Source organism: Rhodococcus sp. MT28, assembly GCF_058792695.1.
The window spans coordinates 253,674-270,486 of record NZ_JBXAFD010000003.1; the positions used below are offsets into that span (position 1 = coordinate 253,674).

General features: G+C 63.0%; 19 protein-coding genes. 9 read left to right on the plus strand and 10 right to left on the minus strand.

Annotation, left to right across the window (positions count from 1 at the left end):
* Position 1: 1 nt before the first annotated feature.
* The 8 genes from nuoE to AC1Q6C_RS13915 form a co-directional block, all read right to left on the minus strand.
* Entirely contained in the window at positions 2–826 is an 825-nt protein-coding gene (gene nuoE, locus AC1Q6C_RS13880) for an NADH-quinone oxidoreductase subunit NuoE (protein WP_003942123.1), read from the minus strand.
* Entirely contained in the window at positions 823–2,154 is a 1,332-nt protein-coding gene (gene nuoD, locus AC1Q6C_RS13885; protein ID WP_007735150.1) for an NADH dehydrogenase (quinone) subunit D, read from the minus strand. Before nuoD ends, nuoE begins: the two co-directional genes overlap by 4 nt.
* Positions 2,154–2,816 carry an NADH-quinone oxidoreductase subunit C gene (locus AC1Q6C_RS13890; protein ID WP_003942167.1) on the minus strand — a complete coding sequence of 221 codons (663 nt, stop codon included), beginning with the start codon at positions 2,814–2,816 and terminating at the stop codon, positions 2,154–2,156. The genes nuoD and AC1Q6C_RS13890 overlap by 1 nt, the downstream gene beginning before the upstream one ends.
* On the minus strand, positions 2,813–3,367 hold the full coding sequence (locus AC1Q6C_RS13895) for a NuoB/complex I 20 kDa subunit family protein (RefSeq protein ID WP_492666675.1): 555 nt from the start codon (positions 3,365–3,367) through the stop codon (positions 2,813–2,815). The genes AC1Q6C_RS13890 and AC1Q6C_RS13895 overlap by 4 nt, the downstream gene beginning before the upstream one ends.
* Positions 3,368–3,447: 80 nt before the next feature.
* Positions 3,448–3,807 carry an NADH-quinone oxidoreductase subunit A gene (locus AC1Q6C_RS13900; RefSeq protein ID WP_003942165.1) on the minus strand — a complete coding sequence of 120 codons (360 nt, stop codon included), beginning with the start codon at positions 3,805–3,807 and terminating at the stop codon, positions 3,448–3,450.
* Between the two features lie 211 nt (positions 3,808–4,018).
* On the minus strand, positions 4,019–4,411 hold the full coding sequence (locus tag AC1Q6C_RS13905) for an Rv3143 family two-component system response regulator (RefSeq protein ID WP_042450864.1): 393 nt from the start codon (positions 4,409–4,411) through the stop codon (positions 4,019–4,021).
* Positions 4,412–4,592: 181 nt separating this feature from the next.
* Positions 4,593–5,027, minus strand: a complete 435-nt coding sequence (locus tag AC1Q6C_RS13910) for an SRPBCC family protein (protein ID WP_003942203.1) — start codon at positions 5,025–5,027, stop codon at positions 4,593–4,595.
* A gap of 87 nt (positions 5,028–5,114) precedes the next feature.
* A complete protein-coding gene (locus tag AC1Q6C_RS13915; protein ID WP_003942206.1) occupies positions 5,115–5,594 on the minus strand; it encodes a toxin-antitoxin system HicB family antitoxin in 480 nt (159 codons plus the stop codon).
* Positions 5,595–5,748: 154 nt separating this feature from the next.
* Here AC1Q6C_RS13915 and thyX point away from each other — a divergent pair, with 154 nt between their 5' ends.
* The 6 genes from thyX (at position 5,749) to AC1Q6C_RS13945 (ending at position 14,065) form a co-directional block, all read left to right on the plus strand.
* Positions 5,749–6,501: an FAD-dependent thymidylate synthase gene (gene thyX / locus AC1Q6C_RS13920; protein ID WP_003942250.1), complete on the plus strand. Its 753-nt coding sequence runs from the start codon at positions 5,749–5,751 to the stop codon at positions 6,499–6,501.
* Positions 6,502–6,544: 43 nt separating this feature from the next.
* Entirely contained in the window at positions 6,545–7,450 is a 906-nt protein-coding gene (dapA, locus tag AC1Q6C_RS13925) for a 4-hydroxy-tetrahydrodipicolinate synthase (RefSeq protein WP_003942142.1), read from the plus strand.
* Positions 7,451–9,460, plus strand: coding sequence for a ribonuclease J (locus tag AC1Q6C_RS13930; protein ID WP_492666676.1), 2,010 nt, complete (start codon positions 7,451–7,453; stop codon positions 9,458–9,460).
* A gap of 59 nt (positions 9,461–9,519) precedes the next feature.
* A complete protein-coding gene (locus AC1Q6C_RS13935; protein WP_003942175.1) occupies positions 9,520–10,143 on the plus strand; it encodes a TIGR03085 family metal-binding protein in 624 nt (207 codons plus the stop codon).
* 124 nt (positions 10,144–10,267) lie between these two features.
* Positions 10,268–13,039: a DNA translocase FtsK gene (locus tag AC1Q6C_RS13940; protein ID WP_030535561.1), complete on the plus strand. Its 2,772-nt coding sequence runs from the start codon at positions 10,268–10,270 to the stop codon at positions 13,037–13,039.
* Between the two features lie 45 nt (positions 13,040–13,084).
* Positions 13,085–14,065 carry a TerC family protein gene (locus AC1Q6C_RS13945; protein WP_019748181.1) on the plus strand — a complete coding sequence of 327 codons (981 nt, stop codon included), beginning with the start codon at positions 13,085–13,087 and terminating at the stop codon, positions 14,063–14,065.
* 16 nt (positions 14,066–14,081) lie between these two features.
* On the opposite strand, the gene AC1Q6C_RS13950 is transcribed toward AC1Q6C_RS13945, so the two are convergent.
* Both AC1Q6C_RS13950 and AC1Q6C_RS13955 read right to left on the minus strand, forming a co-directional pair.
* A complete protein-coding gene (locus AC1Q6C_RS13950) occupies positions 14,082–14,366 on the minus strand; it encodes a YciI family protein (protein WP_003942124.1) in 285 nt (94 codons plus the stop codon).
* Positions 14,367–14,424: 58 nt separating this feature from the next.
* Positions 14,425–14,949: an amino-acid N-acetyltransferase gene (locus AC1Q6C_RS13955; protein WP_007735157.1), complete on the minus strand. Its 525-nt coding sequence runs from the start codon at positions 14,947–14,949 to the stop codon at positions 14,425–14,427.
* 120 nt (positions 14,950–15,069) lie between these two features.
* Here AC1Q6C_RS13955 and pgsA point away from each other — a divergent pair, with 120 nt between their 5' ends.
* The 3 genes from pgsA (at position 15,070) to AC1Q6C_RS13970 (ending at position 16,676) form a co-directional block, all read left to right on the plus strand.
* Positions 15,070–15,711, plus strand: a complete 642-nt coding sequence (gene pgsA, locus AC1Q6C_RS13960) for a CDP-diacylglycerol--glycerol-3-phosphate 3-phosphatidyltransferase (protein ID WP_003942125.1) — start codon at positions 15,070–15,072, stop codon at positions 15,709–15,711.
* Entirely contained in the window at positions 15,708–16,205 is a 498-nt protein-coding gene (locus AC1Q6C_RS13965; protein WP_492666677.1) for a CinA family protein, read from the plus strand. The genes pgsA and AC1Q6C_RS13965 overlap by 4 nt, the downstream gene beginning before the upstream one ends.
* 90 nt (positions 16,206–16,295) lie before the next feature.
* Entirely contained in the window at positions 16,296–16,676 is a 381-nt protein-coding gene (locus tag AC1Q6C_RS13970) for a helix-turn-helix domain-containing protein (protein ID WP_003942191.1), read from the plus strand.
* The last annotated feature ends 137 nt before the right edge of the window (positions 16,677–16,813 follow it).

Here is a 16,813-nt window from a genome sequence, read left to right on the forward strand (position 1 = left end):
GTCACTTCCCTTCGCCGGGAGCGTCGGCTGCTGAGGCCGAACCGGGTGGGTTGTCGTCGTGAGATCGGCTGATACGCAGTCCGGCAAGAGTTGCCCCGCCGATTGTTTGTGCTTCGGCTGCTTCGATTCGCGTATCGGGGAACCCGGCCAAGGTGCGTGCGGTCTGTCGGAACGAACACAGTGTGGCACCGCGACTGGGTGTCACGCGCTCTCCGGCGCGGAGCGCATCGACGAGTGAGCGCGCCGATTCCGGAGTCTGGTTGTCGAAGAACTCCCAGTTGATCATCATGACGGGGGCGTAGTCGCACGCCGCATTGCACTCGATGTGTTCGAGGGTGATCTTGCCGTCGGACGTCGAGATGGAGTGTCCGCCTTCGTCTCTGGAGCCTGCTGACCCGAGATGCTCTTCGAGTGCTGCGAGGATGTCGTCTCCGCCCATGATCGCGCACAGCGTGTTGGTGCAGACTCCGACCAGATACTCACCCGTCGGACCACGGCGATACATCGAGTAGAAGGTGGAAACGGCGGCAACCTCGGCGCCGGTCAAACCCAGCTTGGCACTGCAGAAATCGATCCCGGCCGGGGTGATGTACCCGTCCTCGGACTGCACGAGATGAAGGAGCGGCAGGAGGGCTGATCGACTGGTGGTCGCCGCGGCGTCAGGCTCACGGTAACGAGCGATGACGGTTTCGGCATCGGCGTCGAGTCGGGCGAGTACGTCAGGCGGATAACTCGATCGTGCGCCAGGGCGTACCAGTTGCGTGGGCTCGTCCGGGCGCGGCCCGAGTTCGATGAACACCCGTGACGAGCCGTTCGGGCCGGTCATCGGTCCACTCCGCCCATGACGGGATCGATACTGGCAACCGAGGCGATCACGTCGGACACCATGCCTCCCTCGCACATCGCCGCTACCGCTTGAAGGTTGGTGAATGACGGATCCCGGAAATGGACGCGGTACGGCCGGGTTCCCCCGTCGCTGACCATGTGCACACCCAACTCGCCACGCGGGGACTCGACGGCGACGTACACCTGGCCGGGCGGCACGCGGATTCCTTCGGTGACCAGTTTGAAATGGTGAATCAGACCCTCCATGGACGACTCCATGATCTTGGCGATGTGCTTCTGCGAATTGCCGAGGCCATCCGGTCCGACAGCGAGATCGGCAGGCCAGGCGATCTTCTTGTCGTCCACCATGACCGGCCCCGGTTGCAGTTTGTCGAGGCACTGCTCGACGATCTTGAGGGACTCCTTCATCTCCTCGACACGGATGACGTACCTTCCGTAGCAATCGGATCCGTCGTGCGTCACGACGTCGAACTCGTAGTTCTCGTAGCCGCAGTAGGGCTGCGCTCGACGCTGATCGTGGGGGAGACCCGTGGCGCGTAGGACCGGCCCCGTCACGCCGAGCGCCATGCAGCCGGTGAGATCGAGATATCCGATTCCCTGGGTGCGGGCTTTCCAGATGGAGTTGTCGCTGAGCATCAGTTCGACGTCACGCAACCGTTTCGGTAGGACCTTCAACAGTTCTCGTACCTTCGCGACCGACCCGTCGGGTAGATCCTGAGCGAGACCACCAGGCCTGATGTAGGCGTGATTCATCCGCAGTCCGGTGATCGTCTCGAACACGTCCAGAATCAATTCGCGTTCGCGGAATCCGAACAGCATCGCCGTCACGGCGCCCAGTTCCATTCCACCGGTTGCCAGGGCGACAAGGTGCGACGAGATTCGATTGAGCTCCATCATCATCACGCGAATGACGGTGGCTCGCTCGGGAATGTCGTCGGTGATGCCGAGAAGTTTTTCGACTCCGAGGCAGTACGCGGTTTCGTTGAAGAACGGTGACAGGTAGTCCATTCGAGTAACGAAAGTGACGCCCTGCGTCCAGTTCCGGTATTCGAGATTCTTTTCGATTCCGGTGTGCAGGTAGCCGATTCCACACCGAGCTTCCACGACTGTCTCACCCTCGATTTCGAGAATGAGGCGCAGGACGCCGTGAGTGGACGGATGCTGCGGGCCCATGTTGACCACGATCCGTTCGGCCTCGCCGGTTCGCTGGCGAGCGGCCGCGGTGACGATGTCGTCCCAGTCCTGACCCGATGCTGTGACGACGGTTTCCGTCGTGGCACCGGAGTTGCTTCCTGTCGTCTCGTTCATCAGTTGTACGACCTACGCTCGTCGGGTGGAGGAGTCTGGGCGCCCTTGTACTCGACCGGGATACCGCCGAGCGGATAGTCCTTGCGCTGTGGGTGGCCCTTCCAGTCGTCGGGCATCTCGATACGGGTCAGGGCCGGGTGACCGTCGAAGACGATCCCGAAGAAGTCGTAGGTCTCACGCTCGTGCCAATCGTTGGTGGGGTATATCCCGACGATGGACGGAATATGTGGATCGGAGTCCGGCACGGACACTTCCAGTCTGATCCGGCGGTTGTGCGTGATCGAAGCAAATGGATACACGGCGTGGAGCTCGCGACCGGTGTCCTGCGGATAGTGGACTCCATCGACACCCAGGCAAAGTTCGAAGCGCAGTTCCGATTCGTCGCGCAGTCTGCGCGCGACCTGCGGGAGGTGAGACCGTTCGACATGCAGCGTCATCTCGTCTCGAAAGATCACTACCCGCTCGATTGCATCGGTGAAAGTGCTGCCCGCGCTGCGCAATGCGGCATCCAAGGAGTCCGCAACTTCGTCGAAGTATCCACCGAACGGTCGAGAGGCCTTGTCCTCTACTGAGATCGGCGGGGCGAGCCGGCTGTAGCCCGAGGTGTCACCACTGCCGCGGACCCCGAACATCCCCCTCGATCCGTTGTTGCCCGCGGTCATCGCAGAAGCCCCTTCATGTCGATGGTGGGGGTGGATGCCAGTGCGGCGCGCTCGGCTGCCGCGCGTGCCTCTTCGCGCTTCACGCCGAGGGGCATCTCCTGGATCTTTCGGTGCAGTTCGATGATCGCGTTCAGGAGCATCTCCGGCCGCGGCGGACAGCCGGGCAAGTAGATGTCGACCGGCACGATGTGGTCGACGCCCTGTACCACTGCGTAGTTGTTGAACATACCGCCGGACGACGCACACACACCCATGGCCAGAACCCATTTCGGCTCGGCCATCTGGTCGTAGACCTGACGAAGTACCGGCCCCATCTTTTGACTGACCCGCCCGGCCACGATCAGAAGGTCTGCCTGTCGCGGCGACGCGCGGAATGCCTCCATGCCGAACCGCGCCAGGTCGAAGCGACCTGACGTGGTTGCCATCATCTCGATCGCGCAGCACGCGAGCCCGAAGGTGGCAGGCCACAGTGATCCTTTGCGGGCATACCCTGCCAGGCCCTCGACAGTGGTCAGTAGAAATCCGCTGGGGAGCTTTTCTTCGAGACCCATAACCGACTCTTTTCAGTCGTAACAGCTGCGGTGTGACCGGTTTTGTCTGACGTATGTGTGCTGTACCTGTGTCCGCTGGCCTAGTCCCAACCGAGACCGCCTCGTCGCCATTCGTATGCGTATGCCACCGAGACGTTGACTATGAAAAGGCCCATCGCCGCGAGGCCGAACAAGCCGAGCGAATCGAAATGCACCGCCCACGGGTAGAGGAAAACGATCTCGATGTCGAAGATGATGAACAGCATTGCCGTCAGATAGAACTTGACGGGAAACCGCCCGCCACCGGCGGTACGGGGTGCCGGTTCGATTCCGCATTCGTAGGCTTCGAGTTTCGCCCTGTTGTACCGCTTCGGGCCGACCACGGACGCGAGAACAACCGACACCACAGCGAAGGCCATCGCGATGACCCCGAGGACGAGAATGGGGATGTAAGCGTTCATGTCACCCGAACTCCTCTCCGCTGTGCGGATGTCCGCCCAGCCCGAAGGTGCCGTTCGATTTCGATACTGCCAGCAATTCGATACTTATGTGACCTGCGACACCCACACTAGGGGAGGCCTCCGACATTGGGTTCGTTTTCGGGGTGCCGAGTTTCGCTCTCGAAAGTCCGAAGTAGTCGGCGCCGCAACGAATCACCGCTGCAACGGGTGCTCACCGGCTCAGTTGTCGACGCAGAAGCGCGATGACGGTGGAAGCAAGTTCGATCGGATCTATCGGCTGCGGCACTGAGGCTTCCGCTCTCGACCACGACGCCAGCCACGCATCGTCGGGTCGACCGGTCAGTACGAGGATCGGTGGACAGTCGGCGATCTCGTCCTTGAGTTGTTTCGCGACGCCCATGCCGCCCGCCGGACTCGCCTCGCCGTCGAGAATGGCGAGGTCGATTCCGCCGGCATCGAGCTTGGCTACGACGATCGGTGCCGTCGCGACCTCGATGTAGTCGATGGTGGGCATCGACGGATGTGGGCGCTCTCCGAGAGCGAGCCGAACTTGCTCGCGCGTGTGTGCGTCGTCGCTGTAGACGAGGATGCGCACGGGTGCCATGGAGTTGGGCTCTGCGGTCTCGGCGGACACGCGGCCGACGTTACTCCGGGCGGTCCCTGGCTACCGGCGAATCTTCAACATCGGCAGGGACTTCCGCGAAAACACAGCTCGGCTTCACGGCAAACGGCCCCTACCCGGCGATGAACGCCGGAAGTAAGGGCCGCCTGAATTGCGTGTGCGCTCAGAAGTTTTCGACGAACTTCGTCAGGCCCTTGCTCGCTGTTTCCAGCGCCGTCTTCTGTGCCTTCTTCACCAGGAAGCCCGGCAGCGGGATCTTGGGATCGATGGTCAGTTCGAAGGTGACTTTGGTTCCACCGTCGGTGGGAGTCAAGACGTACGAGCCGTCCTGCTGGTTCTGCTGACCGCTCTCCACGAGGGTCCAGGTCACCTTCTCGTCGCCCTCGAAGGTGTAGTCGACTACCTGCTCGTCGTTGATTCCCAGAATGGACACGGCCATGCGAACGCGATGGGGGCGACCGTCGTCGTGGGTGCTCTCGATGGTGATCTTCTTGTGTGCAGACGACCACTCCGGCAGCCGATCGACGGCTGCTACGGCCTTCATCACCGTTTCCGGATCAGCCTTGATCTCGAATTCCTTGACGCCCGAAACGGCCATGAACGTGCTCCTTCTCGCCTTGCGGCAACGGTTCGTGATTACTGCAGTTGCGCAATTAGATCATTCGGTGATCGGGTTGGCGTCGAGCTAGTCCATGCCGTTCTTGCGCATCTGGTCCCGCAATGCGCCCTGGACGGCTTGTGAAACCCACGAGTTGAGGGAGACTCCGTTCTGATTGGCGGCCTCCTCGGCGCGGGCTTTGATCTGCTCCATCATCCTCAACGTCACCCGGCTGATATCTCCGCTGACGTCGTCGAACGAGTAGGTTGAGTCCTTCTTCTCGTCGTCTGCCTTCTCGTTTGCACCCTCGCCGCCGGTCGAGTTCGGCGGGCGAACGACGTCGACCAGTAATTCGCTTCCGTCGAGATTCACCTTGACCTCTCGGTCGCCCAGCTTCGCCCCGATCTCCTTGGCCAGTTCCGTCGCCGCGGCCAACAAGACCAGGCGGACCGAGGGTTCGATGGCGGCGGACAACGACGCCGCAATCCGGCGCGTGTGATCGTCGCCGAGTTCGGCTGCAGTGGCGAGGTCGTTCTGCAGCTTTGCGGTGTACTCCGAAATGTCCATGACACCACAGTGGCGTCAAAAGTGACGTCAGTCAAGGATGTGATGACGTCACTCGGTATCGAGGGCGGTCGACCGCTATAGAGTTGCCCAGCACCTGAGGCGAACGGCGCCCGGGTTTCGTGCTGGTCGTTTCGTGCTTGTCGAGGAGTGGGTTGTGCCGAACACGGTGTCACTGAAAGTGCAGTTGGTGGCGAAGTCCGAGTTCTTCCCGCCCGAGGACATTCCGTGGGAGACGGACGCGGATGGTGGCGAAGCGCTGGTCGAGTTCTCCGGTCGAGCCTGCTACCAGAGTTGGTCCAAGCCGAATCCGCGAACCGCAACCAACGCCGGCTATCTGAGGCATCTGCTCGAGGTCGGACACGTTTCGGTGCTCGAGCATGCGACAGTGAGCTTCTACATCACCGGTATCTCGCGCTCGTGCACTCACGAATTGATTCGTCACCGGCACTTCTCGTACTCGCAACTCTCGCAGCGATTCGTCCGTGAGAACGATGCAAACGTCGTCGTGCCTCCTGCTGTCGAAGGTGATCCCGAGCTCGAAGCACTGTTTCTGAATGCCACCGATGAAAGCCGTCGCGCTTACGGGGAACTGCTGACTGCCCTCGAAGGGAAACTGCAATCGGTGCCCGGTGCCCCGATGCGGGGCAAGCAAGCCAGGCAGGCTGCGCGCTCGGTGCTGCCCAACGCCACCGAGACGCGCTTGGTCGTGACCGGGAACTATCGGGCCTGGCGGCACTTCGTCGAGATGCGTGCCACCGAACATGCGGATGTCGAGATCCGGCGAGTCGCGGTCGAGTGCCTGCGTCAGCTTCGTGATGTCGCGCCAAATGTGTTCGGGGACTACGAGATTCTTCGCGGAAGCGACGGATCGGAAATTGCCGTCAGCGCATTTGCGGCCGAGTCGTGACTCGTGTGCAGAAGTAAGAGCTGAACCGGGTAACCTTCTGACCATGACCTACGGTGATTCCGCTTCTCTTGTCGAGCGTCCGTTCGGCACCATTTCCGTTGCGATGGTGACCCCGTTCACTGCCGACGGGAAGTTGGACGTCGACGCGGGAGTGCGCCTCGCAGCCCATCTCGTCGACAACGGCTGTGACGGCCTCGTTCTTGCCGGTACCACCGGTGAATCTCCCACCACCACCGAGTCCGAGAAGCTCGACCTGCTCCGCGCAGTGATCGACGCCGTCGGTAACCGCGCGAAGATCGTTGCAGGCGCCGGCAGCAACGACACCGCTCACAGCGTCGAACTCGCACGTGACGCGGCTCGCGCCGGAGCGCACGGTCTGCTCGTCGTCACCCCGTATTACTCACGTCCGCCCCAGGCCGGACTGTTTGCACACTTCACCGCCGTCGCCAACGCGACCGACCTGCCCGTCATGTTGTACGACATTCCGCCCCGCTCCGTCGTTCCCATCGAGACCGAGACGATCCGCCGACTCGCCGAGCACCCGCGAATCAAGGCCGTTAAGGACGCCAAGGGCGACCTCAACGCCGGCGCAGAGTTGATCGGCACCACCGAGCTTCAGTTCTTCTCCGGCGACGACCCGCTGAATCTGCCGTGGCTCGCTGTCGGCGCCACCGGCTTCGTCAGCGTCATCGGCCATCTTGTTCCGGGTCGTCTCCGTGACCTTCACACCGCGTTCGTGTCCGGCGACATCGCCCGCGCACGCGAGATAAACCTCAGTTTGATCCCTGTGATTCGTTCCGTTGCCCGCCTCGGCGGTGTCAGCGCTTCGAAGGCGGGTCTGCGACTCATCGGAATCGATGTCGGAGAACCACGCCTTCCGCAGGTTGCACCCACTAAAGAGCAGATCGACGGTCTTGCCGCCGATCTGCATGCGGCAGGAGTTTTGTAAATGACCCGTCCCCCCCGACGTCGTAGTGCCAGTCGTCAAGCCGGTCCGCCTTCGCCTCCGGCTCCCGAAACGGCCGCAAAGGCCGCACCGGTAGAGGCACCAGCTGCGCCGGCGGCAGAAGCGGCCCCCGCCGCAGCCGCCCCGCCCAAGAAGGCCGCAGCAACCAAATCTGCAGCAACCAAGTCCACTGCCACCAAATCTGCTGCACCCAAGAAGTCGACCGAAGACAGGTCGCCGCGCAAATCTTCCGGCGGTAACCGACCGGCAGCATCGAAGCCGGGCAACGGGCGCGGAAACAAGCGCCCCGAGAACCGTCCGGCCGTCGATCCCACGGGTCGCCTCGGAACACCCCCGAAGGCGCCGGCATCGGGTCTGCGCATCGTCGCGCTGGGCGGCATCGGCGAAATCGGTCGCAACATGACGGTGTTCGAGCACCGTGGCAAGTTGCTGATCGTCGACTGCGGTGTGCTGTTCCCCGAGGACCAGCAGCCTGGCGTCGACCTGATCCTCCCGGACTTCCGCTACATCGAAGACCGTATGGACGACGTCGAAGCCGTCATCTTGACTCACGGACACGAGGACCACATCGGTGCTCTGCCGTTCTTGCTGCGTCTGCGCGCGGACATTCCGGTCATCGGCGCGAAGTTCACTCTCGCTCTCGTTGCCGCCAAGTGCCGCGAGCATCGCCTGCGTCCGAACCTGGTCGAGGTCGTCGAGGGAAACACCACCACCCATGGCCCGTTCGACTGCGAGTACTTCGCGGTCAACCACTCGATTCCCGACGCTCTCGCGATCGCGATTCGCACCGACGCCGGCGTCGTACTGCACACCGGTGACATCAAGCTCGATCAGCTGCCTCTCGACGGCCGCCTGACCGACCTCGCCGGATTCTCCCGCCTGGGCGACGAGGGCGTCGACCTGTTCCTCGTCGACTCGACGAACGCCGAGGTTCCGGGATTCGTCACACCCGAGCGCGAAATCGGGGGAGTGCTCGACAACGTCATCGGCAAGGCGAAGCAGCGCGTCATCGTGGCATCGTTCGCCAGCCATGTGCATCGTATCCAGCAGGTCGTCGACGTAGCCGCTCGGTACAACCGCCGCATCGTCTTCGTCGGCCGCTCGATGGTCCGCAACATGCAGATCGCCCAGGATCTGGGCTACCTGACGGTGCCCGACGGCCTCGTCGTAGACATCGACACCGCCGCCACCCTTCCCGACGATCGCCTGGTGCTCATTTCGACGGGTTCGCAGGGTGAGCCGTTGGCAGCGCTCTCGCGGATGGCGCGCGGCGAACACCGTCAGATCAACATCCGCGCCAACGACCTTGTCGTTCTCGCGTCTTCGCTGATCCCGGGCAACGAGAACTCCGTTTTTGCCGTGGTCAACGGTTTGGCCAAGCGCGGTGCCACCGTCGTGACCCAGCAGAGCGCCAAGGTTCACGTCTCGGGCCACGCGTCCGCCGGTGAGTTGCTCTACCTGTACAACGCGGTTCGGCCCACCAATGCCATGCCCGTCCACGGTGAATGGCGGCACCTGCGTGCCAACGCCGCGCTGGCAAAGGCAACCGGCGTGCCGGAAGAGCGCATCGTATTGGCCGAGGACGGCGTCGTGGTCGACATGGTGGACGGCCTCGCCGAGATCGTCGGACGCGTACCGGTCGGACACGTCTACGTCGACGGTCTGTCCGTCGGTGACGTCGGTGAGCCGACGCTGTCCGATCGCCTCGTGCTCGGTGAGGGCGGCTTCATCGCGATCACCATCGTCATCAACGAGTCGACGGGCCGTGCGGTCAGCACCCCCGAGGTGTCCGGTCGCGGCTTCTCCGACGATCCGACAGCGCTCAAGGCTGCCGCGGATCTCGTGGAATCGGACCTGGCCCGGTTGGCGAGCGAAGGCGTCATCGACGCTCATCGCATCGCGCAGTCGGTGCGCCGCGTCGTCGGACGCTGGGTCGCGGACAAGTACCGCCGCCGTCCGATGATCATTCCGACGGTCATCGCGGTTCCGTAGATTCGGCACAGCAGGTCGCTTCCGCTCGAACCCGGTCCGGTTCGAGTACTTTGGCGAAGGTGACCTTCGCTCATGACGAACGACTCGCCCTGGTGGACAGCATGGTCGAATTCGGCCCCGATGCTCCGACACTGTGTGGGGAGTGGACCAATCGTGACCTGGCAGCACATCTGATAGTCCGGGAGCGGCGTCTCGACGCCGCTCCCGGAATCATGTTGAGCCCTCTTGCCGGTCACACCGAGAGCGTGCGTAAGGCCGCAGCGGCGCGTCCGTGGGAGGAGATCCTCGACGACGTTCGGAGTGGGCCGCCTCGGTGGTCGCCGATGTACTGGCTCGACGCGCAGGTGAATACCACGGAAATGTTCGTCCACCACGAAGATGTACGACGCGCACATCTGAACTGGGCGCCGCGTCCGTTGTCGGAGGGTCGGCAGGCTCAGCTGTGGAAGTACGCCCGGCAGATCGGCAAGATGGGTTACCGCAAAGCCGCTGTCGAGGTCATTTTCGAACTTCCGTCCGGCGAGAGTGCGGTCGTCCACAAATCCGGCTCTCGCAGTGTTGTCCTGCAGGGTGAACCCGCCGAGTTGCTGCTGCACGCTTTCGGTCGCAACGAGGTGAAGATCGAAGCCAAAGGTGAACTGGCCGACGTTCAATCCGTGATGGCGCTCGATCGCAGTTTCTGATGGCCCCCTTCTGCCGGAGCCGAGCTCGACAGACGGGTTGTGAAGATCACGTTTCGCACTCGCCACCAGTGTTGCTGGTGTTGCGGATGGTCCAGATGGGGTCGCACAGACTAGCCTGAACTCCATGGCAGGTAAGTCGAGCGCCCGGGGATCCAGTACAAGCACGTCTACGTCCAGGGCATCGACCAGGTCGTCAGCCTCTACTCCGAGCGCGCGCGCAACCGCAAAACCTCGTGCCTCGCGCACCACGCGAACCGTATCGACTCCTCGAAATGTCACGACTTCGGCCAGGGCTGGTGGGCGCCCCGCGTCGGGCAAAGGCTCCAAGCCGGCGCCCAAGAAGGCGTCCGGTACGTCGTCGGCCGCGCGACGCCCGGTATCGAAAACCTCTCAGCGGGCCAGCCCGTTGGCCGCTGTGGGCAAGGGAATCGGAGCCGGGTGGTCCCTGGCTGCCCGCGGCGTCGGCGCCACCACACGCACCGTCAGTAAGGTCGGCGAGATCGAAGCCGGCCACCGCCGCGACGGAATAGCGCTCGGCCTGATCGCATTCAGCGTCGTCATCGCCGGTGGCGTCTGGTTCAAGGCCGGTGGTCCGATCGGCGGCGGCATCGACACCCTCGTGCGGGCGATCTTCGGCGCGGCCTCGGCCGTGCTCCCCATCGTCGGCGTCGGCCTCGCGATCCTGTTGATGCGCACCGAACCGAAACCTGAGATCCGGCCCCGACTGATCATGGGATCCTTGCTGGTCGGTCTGCCGGCGCTCGGCCTCTGGCACATCATCTCGGGTTCACCGACAGACGCCACCGGTCGCTCCAACGGCGCAGGGTTTGTCGGATACGTCGTGGGCGGCCCGCTCACCAACGGGCTCACCGTCTGGCTGTCTGCGCCGCTGCTGGTCATCGCCGCCGGATTCGGAATCCTCCTTCTGACCGGAACGACTCTGCGTGAGGTGCCGAGCAAGTTCCAGTCCTTCTTCGGCGCCTCGTATCGCTCGGATGAATACGGCGACTACGGATCCGAATTCGACGAGGACGGTGAGCACCACTACGGCGAATCTGCTTACGATCCTTCACTGTTCGACGCCGACGGCTACCCGGTCGACACCTACGCCGAGCCGCCGCTCAAGCCCGCCAAGCGGACCAGCCGACGCGCACCGATCGACAACTACCCGACGGACGAGTTCGAATCCGGAGACAAGAAGACCGAAGTCCTCGGTCTGTGGAACGCCGACGACACCGCAGTACCCGACGAGCCCGTCGCGGCTGCGGCAGCGCCCGTCGTGGAGACGCCGGCACCGCGCCCCAAGGTGCCTGCGCGTTCGGTCCCCATCGCCAAGCCCGTGCCGAAACCCGAACCGGAGCCGGAGGAGAAGGAACACTTCGTCACCGATCGGGTCACCGACGGCGACTACAACCTCCCGCCGACGACGTTGCTGATCGAGGGAGACCCGCCCAAGCTCCGCAGTTCTGCGAACGACGCGATGATCGAGGCGATCAGCGAAGTCCTAGAACAGTTCAAGATCGATGCCGCTGTTACCGGTTTCACCCGCGGACCGACGGTGACGCGCTACGAGGTCGAACTCGGCCCAGGCGTGAAGGTCGAGAAGATCACCGCGCTCGCCCGCAACATCGCGTACGCCGTGGCAACCGACAACGTCCGCCTCCTGGCCCCCATTCCGGGTAAGTCCGCAGTGGGCATCGAGGTACCGAACTCCGACCGCGAAATGGTTCGCCTCGCCGACGTTTTGAACGCGCCGAGCACCCGACGCGATCACCACCCACTGGTGATAGGTCTGGGCAAGGACATCGAAGGTGACTTCGTCAGTGCGAACCTCGCGAAGATGCCCCACCTTCTGGTGGCAGGTTCGACCGGCTCGGGTAAGTCGAGCTTCGTGAACTCGATGCTCGTCTCGTTGCTCACCCGAGCAACGCCGGAAGAAGTACGGATGATCCTCATCGACCCCAAGATGGTCGAGCTCACGCCGTACGAAGGTATCCCGCACCTGATCACGCCGATCATCACTCAGCCGAAGAAGGCAGCGGCAGCGCTGGCCTGGTTGGTCGAGGAGATGGAACAGCGCTACCAGGACATGCAGGCCAACCGGGTGCGTCATATCGACGACTTCAACTCCAAGGTCAAGTCCGGCGAAATCACCGCCCCGCTGGGCAGCGAGCGCGTCTACCGTCCGTACCCCTACATCCTGGCGATCGTGGACGAGCTGGCAGACCTCATGATGACCGCGCCGCGCGACGTCGAAGAAGCAATCGTCCGCATCACGCAGAAAGCCCGTGCTGCCGGTATCCACCTGGTGCTGGCAACGCAGCGCCCGTCCGTCGACGTCGTCACCGGCCTGATCAAGACCAACGTGCCTTCGCGTCTGGCGTTCGCGACGTCCTCGCTCACGGACTCGCGAGTCATCCTCGATCAGCCCGGCGCCGAGAAGCTCATCGGTATGGGTGACGGCTTGTTCCTGCCCATGGGCGCCGGCAAGCCGACCCGTATGCAAGGCGCGTTCATCACCGACGAGGAAATCTCGGCGGTTGTCGACTTCGCGAAGAACCAAGCCGAGCCCGAGTACACCGAAGGTGTCACCGCACAGAAGGCCGGGGAGAAGAAAGACGTCGACCCCGACATCGGCGACGACATGGACGTCCTCTTGCAGGCCGTGGAACTGGTGATCACGAGTCAATTCGGTTCGACGTCGATGCTGCAGCGCAAGCTGCGCGTCGGGTTCGCCAAGGCCGGTCGACTCATGGATCTCATGGAAAATCGTGGCGTCGTCGGCCCCAGCGAGGGCTCCAAGGCACGCGAGGTTTTGATGAAGCCTGAGGAACTCGACGGTCTGCTGTGGTCGATTCGCGGCGGCGACCCGGATGAGGCACCTGCAGACGAGTAGGGACACCTCGGCGGAGAAGCCGTCGACAGACGACCGGAGGAACCCGTGCATGTGACGCCGTTGGCTTGGGGAATCACGATCGTGGTGATCCTCGGCCTGTTCGTCTTCGACTTCTTCGCCCACGTCCGCACTCCGCATGCGCCGACCTTCCGGGAGTCCGCATTCTGGTCGACGGTCTACATTTCGATCGCCATCGTCTTCGGCCTCGTCGTGATGTGGATCTGGGGCACCACGTACGGCGGTGAGTACTTCGCCGGCTACGTCACGGAGAAGGCGCTCTCGGTCGACAATCTGTTCGTCTTCGTGATCATCATGTCGACGTTCGCCGTCCCGCGAGAGTTCCAGCAGAAAGTCCTGCTGATAGGCATCGTCCTCGCATTGGTGATGCGCGGAATCTTCATCGGAGTCGGCGCCGCCGCCATCAATGCGTACAGCTGGGTGTTCTACCTCTTCGGAGCGTTCCTGATCTACACCGCGTACACCCTGATCCGCGATCACGGGCATGAGAAGGAAGCCGAGGAGAAGCGCGACAGTCGCATCATCTCACTCGTGAAGCGGGTGCTGCCGACAACCGAGGAATACGACGGGGACAAACTGATCACCCGGATCGACGGCAAGCGCGTCGTGACACCGTTGTTGTTGGCGCTCATCGCAATCGGGTTTGCCGACGTGCTCTTCGCGCTCGATTCGATTCCGGCGATCTACGGTCTGACCCAGGAACCGTATCTGGTGTTCACCGCCAACGCCTTCGCGCTGATGGGTCTACGGCAGCTGTACTTCCTGATCGGTGGGTTGCTCGAACGGCTGGTCTATCTCTCGTACGGGCTCTCGATAATCCTGGCGTTCATCGGTGTGAAATTGGTACTTCACGCGTTGCACGAGAACACCCTCTCGTTCGTCAACGGAGGTGAACACGTCTCCGTCCCGGAAATCTCCACGGCACTCTCACTCGGAGTGATCATCGGAGTATTGGCGGTGACGACGGTCGCGAGCCTGTTGAAGACTCGCGACCGGGCGGGGGAGTAAGCCGGGGCCGGGGCTCTCAGGCGCTGAACTGACCCAACACCGGAACCCACTCGGTGATCCGGACCTTCTCGATCAAATCGGCGATCGCGAACGGATCGTGGGTGAAGAGGAGGGAAACGGTGTCGGCGTCTGCGGCGTCGACGATGATCAGCGCGCCGTTTCCATCTGCAAACGGGCCGGATGACAAGACGATCGAGCGGGAAACCAGATCCGCGAGCCACGCGCGGTGATCGCTACGGACTTCGTCGCGCTGAGCGTTCTTCTCGGGCGCGTAGGTGTATTCGACGAGGAACAACGACATCGTGAACCGCTTTCGGGGCTGGTGATCGAGAGGGTGGTGTGTGAAGAGTCTGAACGGTTCAGAGAGTCAGGAGCATGCGAGTATTGCCGAGTGTGTTGGGTTTCACATAGCTCAGATCGAGGAACTCGGCGACGCCGGCGTCGTAGGACCGACACATTTCCGCATAGACCTCGGCGGTGACGGGGGTGCCGTCGATCTCCGCGAATCCGTGACGGTGGAAGAACTCGGTCTCGAACGTCAAAACGAACAACCGTTCCAACTCCAATTCCTTGGCGACCTCGATGAGTTTGTCGACGACGTGGAAACCTGCGCCCTGGCCTTTGGCAGTCGGATCGACTGCGACGGTGCGGATCTCACCCAGGTCCGCCCACAGCACATGCAGTGCGCCGCAAGCGATTACCTGGCCGCCTCGCTCGGCGACCCAGAACTCCTGGACTGCCTCGTACAGCGTCACGAGATTCTTCTCGAGGAGGATCTTGCCGGCGTAGATGTCGATCAGACGCTTGATTTCGGGGATGTCCGACGTTCGCGCGCGACGCACGATCAACTGGCTCTCGGTATAGGTCGGCGCGGTCGAAGTCATGTGGTGCACATTAGTCAATGGCCCTACCGATATTCTAAGTCGCGTGCCTGTCCGCCCCACGCAATTCCCGCGCCGCTCGGCTTTGTCCCGGGTTCGGCTCACCGCCTGTGCGGTGATCCGATGAGTACCCCGCGCGATCAGACCGACGCCCATCGCGCCGCCGTCGGCCCGTCCGACGGCACACCTGTCGCGGACAACCCGGTTCCGTTGCTGAACATCGCGAACATTCTCACGATGGTCCGAATGGTTCTCGTTCCGGTTTTTCTCGTTGTTCTGTTCGTCGACGGCGGACACTCGACGTGGTGGCGTCTCGGGGCCATGGGCGTGTTCATCGTCGCCGCGATCACGGATCGGATCGACGGCCAATTGGCTCGGAAGTACGGTCTGGTCACCGATTTCGGCAAACTCATGGACCCGATCGCGGACAAGGCACTGATCGGCGCCGCGCTGATCGGTCTTTCGGTTCTCGGTGACCTGTCGTGGTGGGTGACCGGAGTGATCATCGCCAGAGAACTCGGAATCACGCTGTTGCGGTTCGCGGTACTGCGGCACGCGGTCATCCCGGCGGGCAAGGGCGGCAAGCTCAAGACCCTCGTGCAGGCCGTCGCGATCGGGTTCTACCTCTGCCCGCTGCCGAGCAGTTGGGACATCGTCAGCGGATTGCTGATGGCTGCTGCCGTCGTGCTGACGGTGGCGACGGGAATCGAATACATCGTGCAGGCGATCAGGCTTCGCGCCGGAGTTCGCGCAGTCGAGTCATGACGGACCCGCTGCTCTCACTCGGAGTGGTCGAACTCGTCGACGCCCTTGGCGCCGCGAGGCATACTGTCGCCGCCGCCGAATCTCTGACGGCTGGCTTGTTCACGGCTGCGGTCGCGTCCGTGCCGGGGTCGAGCGCGGTGCTGCGTGGGGGCCTGGTCGTGTACGCGACCGACTTGAAAGCGACGCTGGCGGGCGTGGATCCCGAGCGTCTGGCAACGGACGGCCCCGTGTCCGAGAGCACCGCCGTGGCTTTGGCGCTCGGCGCCCGGACGAGGTGCGGCGCCGACTGGGGTATCGGACTGACCGGAGTCGCCGGTCCGAGTGAGCAGGACGGACACCCGGTCGGAACGGTGTTTCTCGGTATCGCCGGCCCGGACGGAACCGAATGCGTACCGCTCGCGCTCGGCGGCGAACGGTGGGAGATTCGGACAACCGCAGTCGCAACTGCCGTGTCGCGGTTACGTGATCGTGTCGCAGAGCGTGCGGCACGATAGGCTCGGGAACCAATCGGATGTGTTCGGACGTTGACGATTGTGAAGACGTACGACCATGCACGATGAGGTCACGGATGAAGGAGGAGCGAGATGGCGCTGCTATTGCGTGAGGCAATCGGTGACAGTCTCCGGCGTACGCGCGTTTCGCAGAGCCGCACGCTACGCGAGGTGTCGAACAGCGCGCGTGTGAGCTTGGGCTATCTGTCCGAAGTGGAACGTGGACGTAAGGAAGCATCGAGCGAACTGTTGGCGGCGATCTGTGATGCGCTCGCAGTCCCACTGTCCGACGTGCTGGTCGACGTGAGCGAGACCCTGGCCACGAAGAAGAGCGCTCCGGTAGCTGGTCGACAGGTCGCCGAACCCGCCGTGTCGGCTTCCGGTTCGGTCTCGGCTTCCGGTTCGCCGACAATCGCACGCGATACCCGCGTCGTGATTCCGGCACCGAACGCTCGAAGGTTGGCGGCGGCGTAGCCACTACCGGCCGTAACCGATAGATTTTGTACGTAACCGCCGGTTTCCAGCAGGTGGGGTCAGAGCAGATAGGGCGCAGCCCTTGTTTCGGTGCGCGACGGTCGCGCTCCGGGTCGCGTTCGGCGCGGCGCATCAGA